Annotated in this window: 19 protein-coding genes and 1 pseudogene; 7 read left to right on the top strand and 13 right to left on the bottom strand. The window is 75.1% G+C overall.

From position 1 onward, the window contains the following. Positions 1-125 precede the first annotated feature (125 nt). Positions 126-725, top strand: a complete 600-nt coding sequence (locus V1L54_RS15420; protein ID WP_330118558.1) for an ATP-binding protein — start codon at positions 126-128, stop codon at positions 723-725. A gap of 26 nt (positions 726-751) precedes the next feature. Here V1L54_RS15420 and V1L54_RS15415 read toward each other — a convergent pair whose 3' ends face one another. Further along, positions 752-1,312, bottom strand: a complete 561-nt coding sequence (locus V1L54_RS15415; protein ID WP_330118557.1) for a GNAT family N-acetyltransferase — start codon at positions 1,310-1,312, stop codon at positions 752-754. 4 nt (positions 1,313-1,316) lie between these two features. After that, positions 1,317-2,549, bottom strand: coding sequence for an ROK family protein (locus V1L54_RS15410; protein ID WP_330118556.1), 1,233 nt, complete (start codon positions 2,547-2,549; stop codon positions 1,317-1,319). Positions 2,550-2,631: 82 nt separating this feature from the next. Here V1L54_RS15410 and V1L54_RS15405 point away from each other — a divergent pair, with 82 nt between their 5' ends. Beyond that, positions 2,632-3,393 carry a maleylpyruvate isomerase family mycothiol-dependent enzyme gene (locus tag V1L54_RS15405; RefSeq protein ID WP_330118555.1) on the top strand — a complete coding sequence of 254 codons (762 nt, stop codon included), beginning with the start codon at positions 2,632-2,634 and terminating at the stop codon, positions 3,391-3,393. Positions 3,394-3,596: 203 nt separating this feature from the next. After that, entirely contained in the window at positions 3,597-4,385 is a 789-nt protein-coding gene (locus V1L54_RS15400) for an AfsR/SARP family transcriptional regulator (protein WP_330118554.1), read from the top strand. Positions 4,386-4,839: 454 nt separating this feature from the next. Here the strand turns inward: V1L54_RS15400 and V1L54_RS15395 are convergent, their stop codons facing one another. Next, entirely contained in the window at positions 4,840-6,072 is a 1,233-nt protein-coding gene (locus V1L54_RS15395; protein ID WP_443076639.1) for a geranylgeranyl reductase family protein, read from the bottom strand. Between the two features lie 171 nt (positions 6,073-6,243). Between V1L54_RS15395 and V1L54_RS15390 the strand changes: the two genes are divergently transcribed. Continuing rightward, on the top strand, positions 6,244-7,647 hold the full coding sequence (locus V1L54_RS15390; RefSeq protein ID WP_330118553.1) for a dipeptidase: 1,404 nt from the start codon (positions 6,244-6,246) through the stop codon (positions 7,645-7,647). Positions 7,648-7,718: 71 nt separating this feature from the next. Here V1L54_RS15390 and V1L54_RS15385 read toward each other — a convergent pair whose 3' ends face one another. After that, entirely contained in the window at positions 7,719-8,735 is a 1,017-nt protein-coding gene (locus V1L54_RS15385) for an NUDIX hydrolase (RefSeq protein ID WP_330118552.1), read from the bottom strand. Between the two features lie 92 nt (positions 8,736-8,827). Next, on the bottom strand, positions 8,828-9,769 hold the full coding sequence (locus V1L54_RS15380) for an ROK family protein (RefSeq protein ID WP_330118551.1): 942 nt from the start codon (positions 9,767-9,769) through the stop codon (positions 8,828-8,830). 208 nt (positions 9,770-9,977) lie between these two features. On the opposite strand from V1L54_RS15380, the gene V1L54_RS15375 reads away from it, so the two are divergent. Next, positions 9,978-10,973: a LacI family DNA-binding transcriptional regulator gene (locus tag V1L54_RS15375; protein WP_330118634.1), complete on the top strand. Its 996-nt coding sequence runs from the start codon at positions 9,978-9,980 to the stop codon at positions 10,971-10,973. 213 nt (positions 10,974-11,186) lie between these two features. Here the strand turns inward: V1L54_RS15375 and V1L54_RS15370 are convergent, their stop codons facing one another. The 3 genes from V1L54_RS15370 to V1L54_RS15360 form a co-directional block, all read right to left on the bottom strand. Next, entirely contained in the window at positions 11,187-12,149 is a 963-nt protein-coding gene (locus tag V1L54_RS15370) for an electron transfer flavoprotein subunit alpha/FixB family protein (RefSeq protein WP_330118550.1), read from the bottom strand. 47 nt (positions 12,150-12,196) lie between these two features. Beyond that, entirely contained in the window at positions 12,197-12,994 is a 798-nt protein-coding gene (locus V1L54_RS15365; RefSeq protein ID WP_330118549.1) for an electron transfer flavoprotein subunit beta/FixA family protein, read from the bottom strand. 175 nt (positions 12,995-13,169) lie between these two features. Beyond that, positions 13,170-13,499, bottom strand: coding sequence for a TlpA family protein disulfide reductase (locus V1L54_RS15360; protein ID WP_330118548.1), 330 nt, complete (start codon positions 13,497-13,499; stop codon positions 13,170-13,172). A gap of 403 nt (positions 13,500-13,902) precedes the next feature. Here V1L54_RS15360 and V1L54_RS15355 point away from each other — a divergent pair, with 403 nt between their 5' ends. After that, positions 13,903-14,616, top strand: coding sequence for a lysophospholipid acyltransferase family protein (locus V1L54_RS15355; protein WP_330118547.1), 714 nt, complete (start codon positions 13,903-13,905; stop codon positions 14,614-14,616). 44 nt (positions 14,617-14,660) lie between these two features. On the opposite strand, the pseudogene V1L54_RS15350 reads toward V1L54_RS15355, so the two are convergent. The 4 genes and pseudogenes from V1L54_RS15350 to V1L54_RS15335 all read right to left on the bottom strand — a co-directional run bounded on the left by V1L54_RS15350 (position 14,661) and on the right by V1L54_RS15335 (position 18,692). Then, positions 14,661-15,235: pseudogene (locus V1L54_RS15350) on the bottom strand (transglutaminase-like domain-containing protein). Between the two features lie 31 nt (positions 15,236-15,266). After that, complete coding sequence (locus V1L54_RS15345; protein WP_330118546.1) at positions 15,267-16,394, bottom strand: threonine aldolase family protein; 1,128 nt, start codon at positions 16,392-16,394, stop codon at positions 15,267-15,269. Then, entirely contained in the window at positions 16,373-17,167 is a 795-nt protein-coding gene (locus tag V1L54_RS15340; protein ID WP_330118545.1) for an SDR family NAD(P)-dependent oxidoreductase, read from the bottom strand. The genes V1L54_RS15345 and V1L54_RS15340 overlap by 22 nt, the downstream gene beginning before the upstream one ends. A 112-nt stretch (positions 17,168-17,279) precedes the next feature. Continuing rightward, entirely contained in the window at positions 17,280-18,692 is a 1,413-nt protein-coding gene (locus V1L54_RS15335) for a DUF6421 family protein (protein ID WP_330118544.1), read from the bottom strand. 359 nt (positions 18,693-19,051) lie between these two features. Here V1L54_RS15335 and V1L54_RS15330 point away from each other — a divergent pair, with 359 nt between their 5' ends. Further along, entirely contained in the window at positions 19,052-19,738 is a 687-nt protein-coding gene (locus tag V1L54_RS15330; protein ID WP_330118543.1) for a glycerophosphodiester phosphodiesterase, read from the top strand. Here V1L54_RS15330 and V1L54_RS15325 read toward each other — a convergent pair. After that, on the bottom strand, positions 19,722-20,312 hold the full coding sequence (locus tag V1L54_RS15325; RefSeq protein ID WP_330118542.1) for a GNAT family N-acetyltransferase: 591 nt from the start codon (positions 20,310-20,312) through the stop codon (positions 19,722-19,724). The genes V1L54_RS15330 and V1L54_RS15325 overlap by 17 nt on opposite strands. Between the last annotated feature and the right edge of the window lie 152 nt (positions 20,313-20,464).

The raw sequence follows: 20,464 nt of genomic DNA, 5'->3' as shown, positions 1-20,464 counted from the left end.
TTGCACGCTTTTGTGACGTGAATCACGCTGATGCTGTGTCACAGCGGCCGTCAGCACGCTTGACGCGCTCTCCGTACGCGCTCTCCGTCGTCCGGACCCTCAACCGCCATCAGGGAGCCGCAGTCGTGATCAGCCATTCCAGCACGTCCGCTCGGCAGTGGACGGTGGAGTTCCAGGCCCTGCCCACGCGGACCGGCCAGGTCCGCAGAATCGTTTCCGCCCAGCTGCGCTACTGGAAACTGGACGGCCTCGTCCGTCCGGCCGCCCTCGGTGTCACCGAGCTGCTGGCCAACGTCCACCGGCATGTGGCCCCGGACCGGCACTGCACCGTGGAGATCGCGCTGCGCCCCGGCCGGGTGACCGTCTCCGTACGCGACCATGATCCGAACATGCCGCCCATGCACCCCTCGGGCGTGCTCGTCACCCACGGGCGCGGGCTGGCCCTGGTGGCGGCGGTCAGCGACAGCTGGGGCATGCGGACCCAGCGCGACGGCACCGGCAAGGTGGTGTGGTTCACCCTGCCGGTGCCGGACCGGGCCGCGGCACCGGAGGGTCCGGAAGCGGGGGCGCCGGACGGGGCGCAGCGCCAGGAGCCGCTGCCGCCGCCCGCACCGCTGCCCGCGCCGGAGCCCCTGCCCCGGCCGGAGCCGCTGCCGCGCGGCCGGGTCTCCGCCCCCGCGACCCCGCCGCCCGCCGCGGCTCCCGTCCCGGTACCGCAGCCCTGACGCCCCCGCTCCCGGCCCCCGGGCGCTCACAGGTCCCGTCGCATGCACACCCTCGGCCACTGGTCCAGGCCGTGGGCGGCCTCCCGGCTGCGGATCGCCCGCAGCCCGGGAGTGAGTTCGGCGTGCGCCAGCCGGCGGAAACCGCAGCGCTCGTAGTACGGGGCGTTCCACGGCACCTCGGCGAAGGTGGTCAGGGTCAGCGCGCCCTCGCCGCGGGCCGCCGCCTGCCGCGCGAGATGGTCGATCAGCGCCCGGCCGATGCCGCGCCGGGCGCTGCCGGGGTGCACGGACACCTGCTCCACATGGGTGTTGCCGTCCACCGGATCGGCCAGCAGATAGGCCACGGGGCGGTCGCGGGGGTCCACCGGGTCGGCCGCGACCCAAAGCCGTCCGTCCGCCGCGTACTCGCGCAGTGTGCCCAGGGACGGGGGCTCGTCGTCGGCCACGGCGTCCATGCCCAGTTCGCGGAAGCAGCGGCCCGCGGCCCGTTCGACCTCCTGCAGCAGGGGGAGGTCGCCGTCCCGGCCCGGGCGCACCCGGACGGGCGGCACGGGCGGTGTCGACGGTAGGTGCCGCGCGGTGTCCACCGGCTCATCCTGACAGCGCCGCCGCCGGGTCGTCCAGGACCGGCTGCCAGGCCAGTTCGGCGGCGCCCACCAGGCTGCTGTGCTCCAGCTCGCAGGCCAGCACCGGCACGCTGCCGCTGCGTCCCCACAGGCTGCGCTCCGCGATGACCGCGTGCAGCCGCTCCGGGTCCGCCTCCAGCAGGGCCCGGTGCAGTCCGCCGAGGATGATCCGGTCCGGGTTGAGGATGTTGACCAGCCCGGCCAGGCCCAGGCCGAGCCGGTCGATGAGCAGCCGGGCGGCGTCGCGTACGGCCGGGTCGGTGGCGTACTCCGTGCGGAGCAGCTCCATGGCCCGCCGCAGCAGCCCGGTCTCCGGGCCCGGCTCGCGTCCGGCGGCCTCCAGGAAGGCCAGCGGATCGGTCTCCACGTCCAGACAGCCCCGGCCGCCGCAGTGGCAGGCCCGGCCGTCCGGGTCCACGGTCAGATGGCCGACCTCCAGGGCCAGGCCCGCGCTGCCGGTGTGCAGGCGGCCGTCGAGGACCAGCGCACCGCCCACCCCGCGGTGCCCGGTGGCCACGCACAGCAGGTCGCGGGCGCCCCGCCCGGCGCCGTGGCGGTGTTCGCCGAGGGCGACGAGGTTGATGTCGTTGGCGGTGTGGCCGGTGGCGGGCACCTTCCCCGACGGGCCGGGGACACCGGCGTCGGCCAGGCAGCGCGCGAAGATCTCCCGGACGGGCGCGCCCGGGGGCCAGGCCAGGTGCAGCGGGTTGAGGGCGGTGCCCTCGGGCTCGGCGACCGCGGAGGGCACCGCCAGACCGGCCCCCAGACAGCGCCGCCCGGTCTCGCGCAGCAGCCGGGCCCCGGCCCCCACCACCTCGGTGAGCACCTGGGCCGGATCGGCCTCCACCGTCACGGCGCCGGGCGCGGTGGCGACGATCCGGCCGCCGAGACCGACCAGGGCGGCCCGGAAACCGTCGGCGTGCACCTGGGCGGCCAGGACGACGGGCCCCTCGGGATCGACCGCCAGCCGGTGGGAGGGACGGCCCTGGGAACCGGATGCGGCGGCGGGCCGGGAGTCGACGGTGATCAGCCCGAGCGTCTCCAGTTCGGCGGCCACGGCCCCCGCGGTCGCCCGGGTCACACCGAGCTCCGCGGTGAGCACCGCGCGGGTGGGCGCCCGCCCGGTGTGCACCAGTTCCAGCGCCGGACCGAGGGCGCTGCGGCCTCTCTCCAGCCTTGTCGTACGCGTCGGGGTCACGCTCCCATTCTTGCTTTGTGTCGCCTTCGAACAAAGTCGGCCGGTCCGCCCGCCGAAACCGCGCGCTGTCACACTGCTGCCCGTGGAGATCGACCGTCACCTCGAAACCCTGGAAGCGGAAGGCGAGTCGCTGCTCACCGCGGCGCTGCGGGCGGGGTGGGACGCCGAAGTCCCCACCTGCCCCGGCTGGCGGGTGCGGGACCTGGTGGCCCATCAGGGCACGGTCCACCGCTGGGCGGGCACCGTCGTCGCCGGGCGGCACCCGGCAGGCGTCCCGGCGCCGCGGGAGGACGTGCCCGACGACCGGCTGCCGGACTGGTTCACCGAGGGCCACCGGCGGCTGCTGAGAATCCTTCGGGAGGCGCCCGCCGACCTGGAGTGCTGGACCTTCCTGCCCGGCTCGCCCACCCCGCGCGCCTTCTGGGCACGGCGCCAGGCCCACGAGACGACGGTCCACCGCGTGGACGCCGAACTGGCCTCGGACCCGGCCCCCGGCCGGATCGATCCGGCCTTCGCCGCCGACGGGATCGACGAACTGCTGACCGGCTTCCACAGCCGCCCCAAGAGCCGGCTGCGCCACGTCCCGCCCCGGGTACTGCGGGTGACGACCCCCGGAGCCGCGCCGTGGACCCTGCGCCTGTCCCAGGAGCCGCCGCGGGTGAGCCGGGAGGACGGCACCGCGGCGGACTGCGTGATCGGCGGACCGGCCGAGGCCCTCTACCTGACCCTGTGGAACCGGTGGCCGCACGGCGGCGGGGCGGGTGCCGGGGAGGTGACCGTCGAAGGGGACGCGGAACTCGCCGCGCTGTGGCGCACCGCCGCCGCCGTCCGGTGGGACGACTGAGGTCCGCGGCCCGCCCGCCCGGCGGACGCCCGGCCGGGCACCGCGGACGGCTTCACCGTTCCCGGGTGCCGGGCGCGTCCGTGAACCGCCGGGGTGTCCCCTCCCGTACGTGGTGTCAGTGCGGTCGCGCTCCCGCGGTCCGCCGGAAGATCCACTGGAACGGCTTCCAGGCCGTACCCTCATAGGGCGGCGAGGGAGGGCACATGGCTGAGGGTCTGCGATTCGAACTGCTCGGTCCGCTGCGAGCCTTGCGGGACGGGACCGAGATACCACTGGGACCGCCCCGGCAGCGGGCGGTGCTCGCCGTCCTGCTGCTCCAGGAAGGACGGCCGATGCCGTACGACGCGCTGGTGAGCGCGGTCTGGGGCGGTGAACCGCCGTCGCACGTGCGGAACCTGGCGCAGAAGTACATCTCCGGTCTGCGCCGGGCCTTCGCGGCCGCGGACGGCGGCGCACCGGCCCCGGAACTGGTGTGGACCGGCAGCGGCTACCGCCTGGAGAACGCGGCGATCGACGACCTGGCGGAGCGGCGGACGCTGCTGCGCGCGGCGCTGGCGGCCCGCGAGTCGGGGGACCTGCGCCGGGCGGGCGCGCTGGCGAAGGAGGCGGAGGAGCTGTGGCGGGGCGAGTTCGCCGAGGGCCTCACCGGTCCCTATCTGGCCGGTGAGCGGCGCCGCTGGGCGGAGAAGCGGCTGATGGTGCTGGAGACCCGGCTGGAGGGCGACCTGGAGCTGGGCCGGTACCACGAGTGCCTCCCCGAGCTGGCCCGGCAGGTGGCCGAACACCCCCTGCGGGAACGGCTGGTGGGCCTGCTGATGCTGGCCCTGTACCGCAGCGGCAGGCCCTCGGAGGCGCTGCTGGCGTACGAGGAGGCACGGGAGCGGATCGCGGAGGAGATGGGCTCGGAGCCCGGCCCGGCGCTGCGCGAGCTGCACACCCGGATCCTGCGCCAGGATCCTTCGCTGCTGCCCGCCTCGGCCCTGGCCTCCTGAGCCCGGAGCGGGCTTCCGGGGCAGGGGCCGGGCACGTCCGCGGCGGGACGGCGGCGCGCCCGGCGGCCCAGTCCTTCCCCGGGGGCCCCGGGGCGGCGCACCCGTCGGCCGGCCGGGTGACGGCGTGGCCGAAGACCCCGGAGCCGATCAGGCCGGACGACTCGGGCCCGGGCGGCGGCTGACGGCGGTCAGGACGAGGGCGCTCCGGGGACGGGGTCGGCGGTGCCCCGCGGCACGGAGCGGCCGGGCACGGGTGTGCCGTGGGGCGGCGCGCGCTCCGGGCGGGCCGGGCCCACAGGCGTACGGCCCGGCGGATCGCCCGCCGGCGGTCCGCGGGCGATCCGCCCGCACGCCGCAGGCGCCGGTGAGCGGTGCGGCCGACAGGTCGTCCCGGCCGGGGAGCGGCGGCAGCGGGTCGAGGAGGCCGTGCCCGGCACCCCGCGGCCGGGGCCGCTCAGCGGTCCATCGCGTCCAGGGCGCGCCGGGCGAGGGGGTGGGTGCGGACGAGTTCGCCGAGGGTGGTCGTCCCCCGGGTGACCTTCGCGAAGGCGTTCCAGGCGGGGCGGAAGCCGGTGAGGACCGCGTGCAGCGTCCCGGGACGCCTGGCGAAGACCGCGTGCAGCCTGCCGCCGACCCCCATCTCCACGCCCAGGCCCGACTTGACGGCGAAGGCGTAGTTGAGGGCCTGGCGGCGGGCGTCCACCGCGTCGTGCGCCTCGGCGATCCGCACCGCCCACTCCCCCGCCAGCCGTCCGGAGCGCAGGGCGAAGGAGATGCCCTCACGCGTCCACGGCTCCAGCAGGCCTGCGGCGTCACCGCAGACCAGCACACGGCCGCGGGTCAGCGGGGAGTCCGCCGAGCGGCAGCGGGTGAGGTGGCCCGAGGAGATCTCCGGCTCGAAACCCGCCAGCCCGAGCCGGGCGATGAAGTCCTCCAGATAGCGCTTGGTCGCGGCGCCCTCGCCACGGGCGGAGATCACCCCGACCGTGAGGGTGTCCCCCTTGGGGAACACCCAGCCGTAGCTGCCCGGCAGCGGTCCCCAGTCGATGAGGACGCGGCCCGCCCAGTCCTCCGCCACCTCCGGCGGCACCGGGATCTCGGCCTCCAGGCCGAGATCCACCTGGTCGACCTTCACCCCGACATGGGCCCCTATCCGGCTGGCGCTGCCGTCCGCGCCGACCACGGCGCGGGCCAGCACCGTCCGGCCGTCGGCGAGCACCACCGCGACGGTGCGCCGGTCGGGGACGGCCGGGCCGTGCTGCTCCACCCGGCTGACCGTGACCCCCTCCCACAGCTCCGCGCCCGCCTTCCGCGCGGCGTCCACCAGCGCCTGGTCGAAGTCGGGCCGGTTGACCAGACCGAACAGCATGGTCCGGGAACGGCGGGTACGGGCGAACCGGCCGTCCAGCGAGAAGGTCACCGCGTGCACCCGGTCGCGCAGCGGAAGCTCGAAGCCGGGCGGCAGGGCGTCCCGGGAGGGGCCGATGATGCCGCCGCCGCAGGTCTTGTACCTCGGCAGCCGGGCCTTCTCCAGCAACAGGACCCGCCGTCCGGTGACGGCCGCGGCGTACGCCGCCGAGGCGCCGGCCGGCCCCGCCCCCACCACGACGACGTCCCACACCGGTTCCCGGCCGTCGTCCCGCCCGTCGTTCCGCCCGCCCGCGCCCTCGGCGTTCTGGCTGCTCACGTGTGTTACCGCTCCCGCTCGACCGCTTCCGGTTACCGCCGCATCCTAGTGCCGCGGACCTGCCGGCCCGCTGTGGGAGTATCGGCGGCGGGTATTCCCGAACCTCCCGCCCGCACGGCCGGTGATCCCGTCTCCCAGGCACACAACGCGACACCCCGAAGGAGCGTTCCCATGGCGCAGGACGCCGCTGTCCCCTCCGCCCGGCCCGGTACCGACGCGTCCGGCGTGGCGGCCACCGTCGCCTCGCTGATGCCACTGGCCCGCACCGAGCTCACCGAGCTGGTGGCCTTCAGGTCGGTGGCCGATCCGGCGCAGTACCCGCCCGAGGAGTGCGATGCGGCGGCCCGCTGGGTGGCGGACGCGCTGCGCTCCGAGGGGTTCACGGACGTGGCCCTGCTCGACACCCCGGACGGCACGCGCTCCGTGTACGGGCATCTGCCCGGCCCGGCCGGCGCGCCGACCGTGCTGCTCTACGCCCACTACGACGTGCAGCCGCCGCTGGACGAGGAGGCCTGGCTGTCCCCGCCGTTCGTCCTGACCGAGCGGCGGGGACGCTGGTACGGGCGCGGTACCGCGGACTGCAAGGGCGGCTTCGTCATGCATCTGCTCGCACTGCGCGCGCTGAAGGCCAACGGCGGGGTCCCGGTCGGCGTCAAGGTGATCGTCGAGGGCTCGGAGGAGCAGGGCACCGGCGGTCTGGAGCGCTACGCCGAGGAGCACCCGGAGCTGCTGGCCGCCGACTGCGTCGTCATCGGCGACAGCGGCAACTTCCGCCGCGGGGTGCCCACCGTCACCGCGGCGCTGCGCGGCATGACCATGGTGACGGTGCGGGTGGACACCCTGGCGGGCAACCTGCACTCCGGACAGTTCGGCGGCGCCGCCCCGGACGCGCTGGCGGCGCTGATCCGCACCCTGGACTCGCTGCGCGCCGAGGACGGTTCGACCACCGTCGACGGGCTGGCCGCGGACGCCTCCTGGGACGGGCTGGAGTACCCCGAGGAGGACTTCCGCGCGGACGCCAGGGTGCTCGACGGGGTGGAGCTGACCGGCTCGGGCACCGTCGCCGACCGCGTCTGGGCCCGGCCCTCCGTCACCGTGCTCGGCATCGACTGCCCGCCGGTGGTCGGCGCCACCCCGTCGGTGCAGGCGAGCGCGCGGGCGCTGGTCAACCTGCGGATCCCGCCGGGCGTCTCCCCCGACGAGGCCACCGCGCTGCTCACCGCCCATCTGGAGGCCCATGTCCCCTGGGGCGCCCGGGTGCGGGTGGAGCAGGTGGGTCAGGGGCAGCCGTTCCGCGCGGACACCACCGGACCGGCGTACACCGTGATGGCCGAGGCGCTGCGCGAGGCGTACGACGGCGCCGGGATGCGGATCGCCGGCATGGGCGGCTCGATCCCGCTGTGCGGCACCCTGGCGGCGCTCTACCCGGAGGCGGAGATCCTGCTGATCGGGCTGAGCGAGCCGGAGGCGCAGATCCACGCCCCCAACGAGAGCGTCTGCCCCGAGGAGCTGCGGCGGCTGTCGGTCGCCGAGGCGCTGTTCCTGCGCGGGTACGCCGAGGCCGGACGCGGCTGAGCCGGTCCCGGTCCGGGGGCCGCGGCTCCCGGACCGGACCCCACGGCCGGCGGACGCCCCGGTGAACGGCCTCACTCCCCGACCGGGACACCCGCCTCCAGGTTGAGGGCGGTGCCCCGTTCCCTGGCCCGCAGCGCCCAGTGCAGCCGGTTCCGGCGCACCGGGGGCAGCAGTCCGGCCGCCTCCCGCTCGGTGACGAAGCGCCAGCCGCGCAGTTCCGCGCCGGGCAGCAGCATGCCGCGGGCCGCGCTCCCGGTCAGCACCCCGCCGTCGAAGAGGAGGCGCAGGCCGCCGTGGCCCGGCGGCACCGGCGGCTCCCAGTCGACGACCAGCAGCCGCGGCTCGGTGTCCAGCCGCAGCCCCAGCTCCTCCGCCACCTCGCGCATCCCGGCCCGGGCGGGCGGTTCGCCGGGCTCGACGACACCGCCGGGGAACTCCCAGCCGGGTTTGTAGGTCGGATCGACCAGCAGCACCCGGCCCCGTTCGTCGAAGAGCAGGACCCCGGCCGCCACGGTCTGCGCGGTCGGCGCCGGGGTCTGGACGATGTCGCAGGCGCCGGCTCCGGCGAGCACCGCCCGGGCGACCCGTTCGGCGGTCTGCCGGGGCGTCAGCGCCGAGGTGTCGACGGTGTACGCGTCCTCCCGGAGCCAGGACAGCGCCCGCCGGTACTCCGCCGACCGGTCCCGGGAGGCACCGGCGGGCGCCGTACCGCCCCCGGACGGGGCGGCGGGTCTTCGCAGGATCGTTTCGCCGGTGTGCAGCAGCACATGGCACACCGGGACGCGGCGGGCCGCCAGCCCGCCGAAGATCTCGTCGCGGTACTCCTGCCGCAGCAGTGTCATCGGAGCCACCAGGGTGCCGCCCACCTCGTCGTGGAGGGCGGCGGCCGTCTCCACCACCAGCCGCCGCCAGACGGGCAGCTCCTGGTGGTCGCCCACCTCCTCCAGCCGCTTGCGCGGCAGGATCGCGCGCAGTTCGCCGGCGATCCGCCCGGGGTCGAACAGGACGCCCCCCGGGAGCAGCTCGGCCAGCTCGCGGGCCACAGCGGTCTTGCCGGCGCCACAGGCGCCGTTCAACCAGACGATCACGGTCCCCCTCCTCCGTCGTCCCGGTTCACTTGCCCGCTCGGCACCGTTCCGGAAACGCGCGGCGGACGCCGGTGAGGACGGGTGCCGCCCCCTCACACGGGGCGGCCCAGCGCCTCCCGGCAGGCCGCCGCGGCCCCGACCAGCCCGGCGTCCGTGCCCGTCCCGGCCGGTACGACCTCCAGGCGCCGGACGAAGGAGAGCGTGGCGTACTCCTTCAGCGTCCGCCGCAGCGGCGCGAACAGCACCTCCCCCGCCTGGGCGACTCCCCCGCCGATCACCGCGAGGTCGATCTCGACCAGGGCCGCGGTCGCGGCGATCGAGGCCGCCAGCGCCCGCGCGGCGCGCTCGAAGGAGGCGGTGGCCACCGGGTCTCCCGCCCGGGCGGCGGCGGCCACCGCGGCGGCGCCCGCCGCGCCGTCCGGCCCCGGCCGCCAGCCGTCCGCCAGGGCCCGGCGCGCGATGTTGGGCCCGCTGGCGAGGCCCTCCACACAGCCACGCGCCCCGCACGGGCACGGCTCGCCGTCGAGCTCCACGCTGATGTGGCCGATATGGCCGGCGTTGCCGGTCGGCCCGGGGTGCAGCCGGCCGCCCAGGACCAGCCCCCCGCCCACGCCGGTGGAGACGACCATGCACAGGACGTTGTCCCGGCCGCGCGCCGCGCCCTGCCAGTGTTCGGCGGCGGTGATCGCCACCCCGTCCCCGACCAGGGTCACAGGCAGGTCCCCCACCCGCTCGCGCACCCCGGCGACCAGGGGATAGTCCCGCCAGCCGGGAATGTTGACCGGGCTCACCGTGCCCCGCCCGGCGTCCACCGGCCCGGCGCTGCCGACGCCCACGGCCGCCACCCGCGGCCACTGGGGCGCGGCCCGCAGTTCGCCGAGCACCTCGGCCACCGCGCCCATCACGGCGCCGCCCGGCTCCCGGGCCGGGGTCGGCCGCCTGGCCCGCAGCAGTACCCGGCCGCCGCCGTCCACCAGCGCGCCCGCGATCTTGGTGCCGCCGATGTCGAGGGCGGCGAGAAGGTCCTGGTCCATGAGCGGCAAGTCTCACCCATTCCTGACAACGTTGTCCACTCCTCTGCCGGCCCTGGCCGGGCATGCCGTTCTGCGGCATCATGCTCAGCGGCGACGGCACGGCCCGCGGCCGCGTCGCCGCCCACCACGCCGACAGAACAGGATCGCAGTGGCCGACACCGCACAGCCAGCACGACCCGACCGGCGCCGCTACGGCCTGCGGCCCACGATGAAGGACGTGGCGGCGCGCGCCGGGGTCGGGCTCAAGACCGTCTCCCGGGTCGTCAACGGCGAGCCGGGAGTCACCCCCGACACCGAGCGCCGGGTGCAGGAGGCCATCACCGCGCTGGGGTTCCGCCGCAACGACAGCGCCCGCATCCTGCGCAAGGGCCGCACCGCGAGCATCGGTCTGGTCCTGGAGGATCTCGCCGACCCCTTCTACGCCCCGCTCAGCCGAGCCGTCGAGGAGGTCGCCCGGGACCACGGCGCGCTGCTGATCAACGGGTCCAGCGCCGAGGACGGCGACCGCGAGCGGGAACTGGTGCTCGCCCTGTGCGCCCGGCGCGTGGACGGCCTGGTCGTCATCCCCGCCGGCGACGACCACCGCTACCTGGAGCCGGAGATCGCCGCCGGGGTCGCCACGGTCTTCGTGGACCGTCCGGCCGCGCGCATCGAGGCCGACGCGGTGCTCTCCGAGAGCTTCGCCGGAGCCCGCGCGGGCGTCGCCCATCTCATCGCCCACGGCCACCGCAGGATCGGCTTCGTCGGCGACCTGCCGCACATCCACACCGCCGCCGAGCGGCTGCGCGGCTACCGCGCCGCGATGGCCGCGGCCGGACTGCCGGTGGACGAGTCCTGGGTCGCGCTCGGCCCGACCGACCCGGCACGGGTACGGGCCGACACCGAGCGCATGCTGGCCGGGGACGGGCCCGCGGAGCCGGTCACCGCGCTGCTGACGGGCAACAACCGGGTGACCGTCACCGTGGTACGGGTGCTGGCCGGGCTCTCCCGGCGCGTCGCGCTGGTGGGCTTCGACGACTTCGAGCTGGCCGACCTGCTGACCCCGCCGGTCACCGTCATCGCCCAGGAGCCCGCCCTGCTGGGCCGGAGAGCCGCCGAACTGCTCTTCCGGCGGCTGGACGGCGCCGCCGACCCGCCACGGCGCGTGACACTGCCCACCCGGCTGATCCCGCGCGGCTCGGGGGAGGTCCCGCCACACTCCTGATCCCCGCGTTCCCTACGCACCCGCGCCCCGCGGGATCCGCGTCGGCGCGGCAGGCGTCCCGACCGGCGGTCGGCGCACACCCCACCGGGCCGGACCGGTCTCCCCGGCCGCAGGCGCCCGGCAGCCACCGGGCTCGCCCCGGAAGGACGGCGACCGCACGCGGCGGGGCCGCGCGGCCCTCCCCGGTCGCGCGGCCCCGCCGCGTGGTGCCGGTCAGCCCTTGCGGGCCTTGACCTCCTCGGTCAGCTGCGGAACGACCTGGAACAGGTCGCCGACGACGCCGTAGTCGACCAGGTCGAAGATCGGGGCCTCGGAGTCCTTGTTGACGGCCACGATGGTCTTCGAGGTCTGCATGCCGGCCCGGTGCTGGATGGCGCCGGAGATGCCCGCCGCGACGTACAGCTGCGGCGAGACGGTCTTGCCGGTCTGGCCGACCTGGTGGGTGTGCGGGTACCAGCCGGCGTCCACCGCGGCGCGCGAGGCACCGACGGCCGCGCCGAGCGCGTCGGCCAGGTCCTCGATGACCGAGAAGTTCTCGGCGCCGTTGACGCCGCGGCCGCCGGAGACCACGATCGCGGCCTCGGTGAGCTCGGGGCGGCCGGTGGACTCGCGCGGGGTGCGGGAGACGACCCGGGTGCCGGTGGCGGCCTCGCCGAAGGTCACGGCGAGCTGCTCCACCTCGCCCGCGGCCGGGGCGGTCTCGGGGGCGGCCGAGTTGGGCTTGACGGTGATGACCGGGACGCCCTTGCTGACCCGGGACCGGGTGGTGAAGGAGGCGGCGAAGACCGACTGGGTCGCCACCGGACCGGAGTCGCCGGCCTCCAGGTCGACGGCGTCGGTGATGATGCCCGAGCCGATGCGCAGCGCCAGGCGGGCCGCGATCTCCTTGCCCTCCGTGGAGGAGGGCAGCAGGACGGCGGCCGGGGAGACGGCCTCGACCGCGGCCCGGAGCGCGTCCACCTTCGGCACGACGAGGTAGTCGGCGAACTCCGGCGCGTCGGCGGCGAGCACCTTCACCGCGCCGTACTCGGCCAGCGTCGGGGCGGCGGTGTCGGCACCGCCGCCCAGGTGCACGGCGACCGGGTCGCCGAGGCGGCGGGCCAGGGTCAGCAGTTCGAGGGTGGGCTTGCGGACGGCGCCGTCCGTGTGGTCGACGTAGACAAGGACTTCAGCCATGGGAGTGCTCCTGCGGGAGTTTGCGAGGGCGGTTGAGGAGTGCCGGGTCAGATGAACTTCTGGCCCGCGAGGAACTCGGCGAGCTGCTTGGCGCCGTCGCCCTCGTCGGTGACGATCGTGCCCGCGGTACGGGCCGGGCGCTCCGTCGCGTCCTCGACCCTCGTCCAGGAGCCTTCGAGACCGACCTCGTCCGCGTCGATGTCCAAATCGTCCAGGTCCAGCGACTGGACCGGCTTCTTCTTCGCGGCCATGATCCCCTTGAAGGAGGGGTAGCGCGCCTCGCCGGACTGGTCGGTCACCGAGACCACGGCCGGGAGGGACGCCTCCAGCTGCTCGGTCGCGGCGTCGCCGTCACGGCGGCCGGTGACCTTGCCGTCGGTCACGGAGACCTCGGACAGCAGCGTCACCTGCGGCACGCCCAGACGCTCGGACAGCAGGGCGGGCAGCACGCCCATGGTGCCGTCGGTGGAGGCCATGCCGCAGACGACCAGGTCGTAGCCGGTCTTCTCGACCGCCTTGGCCAGCACCAGGGAGGTGCCGATGACATCGGTGCCGTGCAGGTCGTCGTCCTCGACGTGGACGGCCTTGTCCGCTCCCATCGACAGCGCCTTGCGCAGCGCGTCCCGGGCGTCCTCCGGGCCCACCGTCAGCACGGTGACCTCGGCGTCGTCCCCGTCCTCCCGACGGCCTTCGGCGATCTGGAGCGCCTGCTCGACGGCGTACTCGTCGAGCTCCGACAGCAGGCCGTCCACGTCCTCGCGGTCGACGGTCAGGTCGTCGGCGAAACGCCGGTCGCCGGTGGCGTCGGGCACGTACTTCACACAGACAACGATCCTCAAGCTCACGCCGGCTCTCCTACTTGCGTCGATTACTGGCAGCCTCGTCCTCACAGGCAGCATAGGCGCCTGGTCGGGCGGATTCCGGTCCGGTGGGGCCGGCTCTCCGTCCAGGATATTACTCGTCAGTACATTCTTCCCCTACCCGCCTCCCGGGCCGGTGAACTGTGACCTTCCCAACGGCTCACACCACCGCACCGAGCGCGGCGATGACATCGGCCTTGCGCGGCAGACCGGCCGCCCGCCGCACCACCCTCCCCCGCGCGTCCAGCACCAGAACGGTGGGAGTGCTCGTGATCCCCAGCGCGCGCACCAGGTCCAGCCGGGACTCGGCGTCGACCTCGACATGGGCGACGCCCTCCACCATGCCGGAGACCTCCGCCAGAACACGCCGGGTGGCCTGGCAGGGCCGGCAGAAGGCACTGGAGAACTGGACCAGGGTGGCCCGCTCACCCAGCCGTTCCGCACCGATCTCCCCGGCGCTCAGCCGCTCCCCCACGTCCCGTCCCCGCATCGCCGTCCTCCCGTCCACACAGCATCCCGGCACCGCCTTCCGCAGCGCCCGCCACCACCCCCGTGATTCCCGGATCCCGCCGGCCGCCCCCAGCGCACGAGCGAACCGGGCCTGAGAGCCACTGGGCACAGCGGTGGCGCGCCCGGCGACGGCCGGGAGGGGACGGGGAAGGGCGGTCGGTCTGGACCGGCCCCGACCCCACCCGCACCCGCACCCGCACCCGCACCCGCACCCGCACCCGCAGGCTCCTACCGGCCCGACGGCCGGACCGCCCCGACGACGTGACGAAGATCTCTCCGGCCCGCCGCGCCCGGCACTGGGCAGAGAAGTTACGCACACGTAGGTTCGGGTAGACCAGCCGGGAGAACCCTCCCCAGGCAGCTCACAGAAGGGTCCTCCCCGCATGGCAGAACTGGTCTACCCACCCGTCATCGGTGCGGCCCGCACCCTGTTCAAGTCCCTCGACCTGCGCTTCGACATCGAGGGCACCGAGCACATCCCGCGGCGCGGCGGCGCCGTGCTGGCCAGCAACCACATCGGCTACCTCGACTTCGTCTTCGCCGGGCTGACCGCCCGGCCCGCCAAGCGGCTGGTGCGCTTCATGGCGAAGGAGTCGGTCTTCCGGCACAAGGTCTCCGGTCCGCTGATGCGGGCCATGAAGCACATCCCGGTGGACCGCGCCCAGGGCGAGCACGCCTACCGCCACGCGGTGGAGGCACTGCGCTCCGGCGAGATCGTCGGGGTCTTCCCCGAGGCGACGATCTCGGAGTCCTTCACCCTCAAGCGGTTCAAGACGGGTGCGGCCCGGATGGCGCAGGAGGCGGGGGTCCCGCTGCTGCCGGTCGCCCTGTGGGGCACCCAGCGGCTGTGGACCAAGGGCCGCAGGCGGGACTTCGGCCGCAACCACTTCCCGATCACCATCCGGGTCGGCGAGCCGTTGCGGGCCGCGGCGGGCGAGTCGGTGGCCCAGCTCACCGAGCGGCTGCGCGACCGGGTGCAGGAACTGCTGGAGGCGGCTCAGCGGGCGTACCCGGTGCGGCCCCAGGGGCCGGACGACACCTGGTGGGTCCCCGCCCATCTGGGCGGTACGGCCCCGGCCCCGGCCGAGGCCCGGTAAACCGGACGACCCGCAGGCCCGGCAACCCCCGCGCCCGCCGGCCGTCACAGGGACACCGGCAGCAGCCGGTCCAGCTCCGTCCGGTCGGCCGACCGCCGCAGCGCGTCCAGGACGGGCGCGGGCGGAGCGGCGTACAGGACGGGGATGTCGTACCGCCCCGCCGCCGGATCCGGGGTGTACGCGAGGCGTTCGCCCTCGGGGGAGCGCCTCCACACCGGGCTTGTTGCCCCTCGGGTCCCGGCGGGCCCAGGGGCGGCCGGGCAGCTTCACCGCGACCAGGCCCGTGCACGACGTCCAGCTTCTGGTAGCACAGGGCGGCCGGGATCCCCGCGTGGCGCAGCAGCGCGGCCAGTGCGTGCGACTTGGCGTAGCAGATGCCGTTGCGGGTGGCCAGCACCTCCGAGGCGCGCCGGGCCACCCGCCGGTCGCCGCTGTCGTAGGAGTGCGGGACGGTGTCGCGCACGAACTCGTAGGCGGCCCGGGCACAGGACTCGGGGTCGGCACCGGCCGAGGACCGCAGCCGCGCGGCCGTCTCCGCGACCGGCGGATGCCGGTGGTCGACGGCCTCGTCGGCGGCGAGGTAGGCCGACAGCCCGGGTTCGTGCTGGATCAGCTCCACGGCCCGGCACACTGGCCGGGCCCGGGCCGGGTCACCTCCCCATTTCCTCCCGCAGGGCGGCGACGAAGGCGTCCACGTCCTCCTCGGTGGTGTCGAAGGCGCACATCCAGCGCACGTCCCCGGCCGCCTCGTCCCAGAAGTAGAAGCGGTGGCGCTTGCGCAGCCGCTCGCCCGCCTCGCGCGGGAGCCGGGCGAAGACGGCGTTGGCCTGCACGGGGTGGAGGATCTCCACGCCCTCGACGGTGCGCACCCCCTCGGCCAGCCGCCGCGCCATGGCGTTGGCGTGGGCGGCGCCGCGCAGCCACAGGTCGCCGGCGAGCAGCGCCTCGAACTGCACCGAGACGAAGCGCATCTTGGAGGCGAGCTGCATCGACAGCTTGCGCAGGTGCTTCATGGCCCGCACCGCGCCGGGGTTCAGCACGACGACGGCCTCGCCGAAGAGCATGCCGTTCTTGGTGCCGCCGAAGGAGAGCACGTCCACGCCCGCGTCCGTGGTGAACGCCCGCAGGGGGACGTCCAGCGCGGCGGCGGCGTTGGCGATGCGGGCGCCGTCGAGGTGGACGGTCATGCCGCGCTCGTGGGCGGTCTCGCAGATCGCCCGGATCTCCTCGGGGGTGTAGACGGTGCCCAGCTCGGTGTTCTGGGTGATCGAGACGACCTGGGGCGTAGCGCGGTGCTCGTCGTCGAAGCCGTACGCCTCCCGTTCGACCAGGGCGGGGGTGAGCTTGCCGTGCTCGGCGGGCACGGCGAGCAGCTTCAGCCCGCCCACACGCTCGGGCGCGCCGCACTCGTCCACGTTGATGTGGGCGCTGTCGGCGCAGACCACCGCGCCCCGGCGGTCGGTGAGCGCCTGGAGGGCCACCACGTTGGCGCCGGTGCCGTTGAAGACCGGGAAGACCTCCGCGGCGGGTCCGAAGTGGGCGCGGAAGACCTCCTGGAGGTGGACGGTGTACTCGTCGCCGCCGTAGGCGGTCTGGTGGCCGCCGTTGGCGAGGGCGAGCGCCGCCAGGACCTCCGGGTGCGCGCCGGCGTAGTTGTCGCTGGCGAAGCCGCGCGTCTCCGGGTCGTGGCGGCGGCGGGCGTCCGTCGCCGGGGCCTCCCCCGGCCTCCTCGCCGGAGCCTCGGTCGGGCGGTTCGCTACGGTTGCGGGGTCAGCCACAGGCGGTGTCCGTTCACTTCCTCGGCGGGCTCGTCCCACAGTCCGGTGATGGCCTCGGCCAGCTCCCGGACGTCGGTGAAGCCCGCGAACTTCGCGTTCGGGCGCTCGGCTCGCATCACATCGTCCACCAGCGCCTTGACCACCAGGATGGCAGCCGCGGCGGGCGGCCCCGCGGCCGCCCCCTCGCCCGCCCCGCCCGCCTTGCGGAAGGAGTCGGCCAGGGCCAGGGTCCACGCCTCGGCCGCGGACTTGGCCGCCGCGTAGGCGGCGTTGCCCGCGGTGGGCCAGGTGGCGCCGGCGGCGCTGACCAGCACGTAGCGGCCCCTGCCGCTGCGGCGCAGGGCCCCCTCGAAGGCCAGGGAGGTGTGCTGCACGGTCCGCACCAGCAGCTTCTCCAGCAGCTCCCAGTGGGACAGGTCGGTCTCGGCGAAGGCCGCCGAGCCGCGCCAGCCGCCCACCAGGTGCACCAGACCGTCGATCCGGCCGTACTCCTGCTCGGTCCGGGTGGCCCACTCCCGGGTGGCGCCCAGGTCCAGCAGGTCGATGATGTCGCCGGTGACGGTGGCGCCGCCGTGCGCGAAGCGGGCCCGGTCCACGGCGGCGGCCAGCCGCTCGGCGTCGTAGTCGGCGGCCACGACCGTGGCCCCCCGTTCGGCCAGCCGCAGCAGCGCGGCCTGGCCGGCCGGTCCCGCCGCGCCGGCCACGGCCACGACGGCGCCCTCCAGCGGACCGCCGTTGCCGTTGCCGTTGCCGTTGCCGGAGATGGTGGTCATGGTGCTCGCCCCTCTGTGCTTCCGGTCGTGCGGTCGTGCTCCCCGGTGTGTTCCCGGCCCGGCTCTCCCGGCCCGCGGTCCGGTGGCCCCGGAGTTCCCCCGTTCGCGGGGCTCACGCCGCCGCCGGGAGGGCGGGCTCGGCGGTGATGCCCTTCGTCGAGGCGATCACCTTCCGCAGCTTCCTGGCGAGCGCCTCGTAGAACATGCTCAGCGGGAACTCGTCCGGGAGCACCTCGTCCACCAGTTTGCGCGGCGGGAGGCTCAGGTCCAGGGCGTCGGGGCCCTTGGCCCAGGTCGAGCCGGGGTGCGGGGCCAGGTAGGCCGACACCAGTTCGTACGCCTTGAACCAGTGGACCAGCTTCGGGCGGTCGATGCCCTCCCGGTAGAGGGTCTCGATCTCCTCGCGCAGCCGCGCGGTCACCTCGCGGGCCCGCTCCCAGTCGACGGCGAGCCGGTTGTCCCGCCAGCGCAGCGCGTCGTGCTTGTGGAGGTAGGCGAACAGCAGCTGGCCGCCCAGCCCGTCGTAGTTGCGGTTGCGCTCGCCGGTGACGGGGAAGCGGAACAGGCGCTCCAGCAGCACGGCGTACTGCACGTCACGGCCCTGCGGGAAACCGTCCGCGGCCAGTTTCCCGGCCTCATGGAAGGCGGTCAGGTCGCAGCGCAGTTCCTCGATGCCGTACATCCAGAAGGGCTGGCGCTGCTTGATCATGAACGGGTCGAAGGGCAGGTCGCCGTGGCTGTGGGTACGGTCGTGGATCATGTCCCACAGCACGAAGGTCTGCTGGGCACGGCGCTGGTCGGTCAGCAGGCCGCGGGCGTCCTCGGGCAGCTCCAGCTCGGTGACCTCGCAGGCGGCCTCGACCACCCGGCGGAAGCGGGCCGCCTCGCGGTCGCAGAAGATGCCGCCCCAGCTGAACCGCTCCGGCGCCTCGCGCACCGCGACGGTCTCGGGGAAGAGGACGGCGGAGTGGGTGTCGTAGCCGCTGGTGAAGTCCTCGAAGGTGATGCCGAGGAAGAGCGGGTTGTCGTAGCGGGTGCGCTCCAGCTCGGCCAGCCAGTCCGGCCAGACCACGCGCAGGACGACGGCCTCCAGGTTGCGGTCCGGGTTGCCGTTCTGCGTGTACATGGGGAAGACGACCAGATGCTGCCGGCCGTCGACGCGGTGGGCGGCGGGCCGGAAGGCGAGCAGGGAGTCCAGGAAGTCGGGTACGCCGAAGCCGCCGGCGGCCCAGCGGCGCAGGTCGGCCACCAGCGCCCGGTGGTACGCCGCGTCGTGCGGCAGCAGCGGGGCGAGCTCCTCGACGGCCGCCACGACCTTCTCCAGCAGGTGCTCGATCTCGGCGCGCGGGGGGACTCCCCCGGCGCCGAAGTCGATGGAGCCGTCCTTGCGCTGGGCAGGGCGGATGGCCTCGACGGCCTCCTTGAGCACCGTCCACGCGGGGTGGTCCACAACACGCTCGGCGAACGGGCCGTCGGCGGCCCGGGCCTCATCCGTCGCCACCGCAGGCGAAAGGATTTCCGTCATCACTACCCCCTTCACTGGAGAAACTCTTGCCCCAGCACCGTAGTCACGAAGATCTCTTCAATCAACTCGACGGGAAGCAAATCCTTCCGCGGTCTGCCCCCAAGGCCGATGGTTTTCCTGCCCTGGGGCTTCGAAACAGAAGAGATGCCCGTATTTGCCGGGGCTGCCGTAACCGCCGCCCACCGCCGTCGTTACGGAAGAGCGTCTCGCCGGAGCCCGCGCCGGCGGCTCCGGTCCGGAGGGCTACCCTGGCGGCGCTCACCCGCCGTCCCCCCGCCGTTCACGCCCGTCGTCCACACTGCCGTCCGTACCCGCCCGCGGCGCCGCCGCGGGCACCGCAGGAAAGCGAGTAACACGCCGTGCCACTGCTCACCGTCGGGCACCGCGGGGTGATGGGTGTCGAACCGGAGAACACCCTGCGCTCCTTCGTCCGGGCCGAGCGCGAGGGCCTGGACGTCATCGAACTGGACCTCCATCTGAGCCGGGACGGCGCGCTGGTGGTGATGCACGACGCGGAGGTGGACCGCACCACCGACGGCACCGGCCCCGTGGCCGGGATGACGCTGGCCGAACTGCGCGCCCTGGACGCGGGCCTGGGCGAGCGGATCCCGGTCTTCGAGGAGGTCGTGGACGCGGTCTCCGCCCCGCTCCAGGCCGAGATCAAGGACCGCGCCGCGGCCCGGGTGCTCGCCGGGGCCATCGAGCGGCACGGGCTGCACGAGCGCGTCCGGGTGATCTCGTTCCACGACGACGCCCTGCGCGAGATCCGCGGGCTGCTGCCGGACCTCCCCGTCGCGCTGGTCACCGGCAGGTCCACCCCCACCGCTCCCGAGCGCGCCCGGGAGCTGGGCGCGGAGATGGTCTCCTGCGAGTTCCGGTGGCTGGCGGCCGATGTCGTCGAGCGCTGTCACGCGGCCGGCGTCGAGGTGATCTCCTGGACGGTCAACACCGACGCGGAACTGGCCCGGGCCCGCGAGCTGGGGCTGGACGGGGTGGTCACCGATCTGCCCGCCACCGCGCGGAAAGCCGTCAGCGAAGGGGTTTGACCAGCAGCTCGAACTCCAGGCCGGGCCGCCGCGGGATGCCGAAGCGCTCGTCACCGTACGGGAAGGGGCTGCGCTCCCCGGTGCGGGAGTAGCCGCGGCGCTCGTACCAGGCGATCAGGTCCTCCCGCGCGGTGATCACGGTCATCTGCATCTCCCGGGCCCCCCACCCGGTCCGTGCCAGCCGCTCGGCCTCGGCCAGGACGGTCCGGCCCAGTCCCGCGCCCTGGAGCTCGGGCCGTACGGCGAACATCCCGAAGTACGCCACGGTCCGCCCCGCCCCGTCCGTGCGGCGCTCCAGATGGCAGCAGGCGAGGAGCCCGCCGTCCCGCTCCGCCAGCAGGATCCGGCTGCCGGGGGCCGCGACGAGCCCGGCGACACCCTCGGGGTCGGTGCGCTGTCCGTCCAGCAGATCGGCCTCGGTGGTCCAGCCCGCCCGGCTGGCCTCTCCCCGGTAGGCCGACTCCACCAGGGCCACCAGCGCGGGGACGTCGGCCCGGACGGCGGTGCGGAAGTCCGGGGGCGGCGGGGTGGTGTCCGGGGCGTACGGGGCGTTCGGGGCATCCGGGGAGCGCATGGGCAGGAGCCTAACCGGCCCGGCCGCCGCCCGGCCCCGGCGGTCCGCCGGGGAGCGGGATCCGGTGCCGGCCCCTGCCGAAAGCACTCGCCGGCCACGGGAACGGCCGGGGCCGGGGCCCCGCCGCGGTACGGGCGGACCCGGACGAGCGC

The organism is Streptomyces rubellus (genome assembly GCF_036323805.1).
Classification (GTDB): Bacteria; Actinomycetota; Actinomycetes; order Streptomycetales; family Streptomycetaceae; genus Streptomyces.
This window is presented reverse-complemented; position numbering and strand designations above follow the sequence as displayed.

Bases quoted from the DNA above. Each gene is read 5' to 3' on its own strand.
- V1L54_RS15360 (WP_330118548.1), bottom strand. From the start codon at position 13,499: ATGCGGGGACGGGACGTGGGGGAGCGGCTGAGCGCCGGGGAGATCGGT.
- V1L54_RS15375 (WP_330118634.1), top strand. From the start codon at position 9,978: ATGAAGGACGTGGCGGCGCGCGCCGGGGTCGGGCTCAAGACCGTCTCC.
- V1L54_RS15370 (WP_330118550.1), bottom strand. From the start codon at position 12,149: ATGGCTGAAGTCCTTGTCTACGTCGACCACACGGACGGCGCCGTCCGC.
- V1L54_RS15380 (WP_330118551.1), bottom strand. From the start codon at position 9,769: ATGGACCAGGACCTTCTCGCCGCCCTCGACATCGGCGGCACCAAGATC.
- V1L54_RS15335 (WP_330118544.1), bottom strand. From the start codon at position 18,692: ATGACGGAAATCCTTTCGCCTGCGGTGGCGACGGATGAGGCCCGGGCC.
- V1L54_RS15400 (WP_330118554.1), top strand. From the start codon at position 3,597: ATGGCTGAGGGTCTGCGATTCGAACTGCTCGGTCCGCTGCGAGCCTTG.
- V1L54_RS15390 (WP_330118553.1), top strand. From the start codon at position 6,244: ATGGCGCAGGACGCCGCTGTCCCCTCCGCCCGGCCCGGTACCGACGCG.
- V1L54_RS15340 (WP_330118545.1), bottom strand. From the start codon at position 17,167: ATGACCACCATCTCCGGCAACGGCAACGGCAACGGCAACGGCGGTCCG.
- V1L54_RS15325 (WP_330118542.1), bottom strand. From the start codon at position 20,312: ATGCGCTCCCCGGATGCCCCGAACGCCCCGTACGCCCCGGACACCACC.
- V1L54_RS15355 (WP_330118547.1), top strand. From the start codon at position 13,903: ATGGCAGAACTGGTCTACCCACCCGTCATCGGTGCGGCCCGCACCCTG.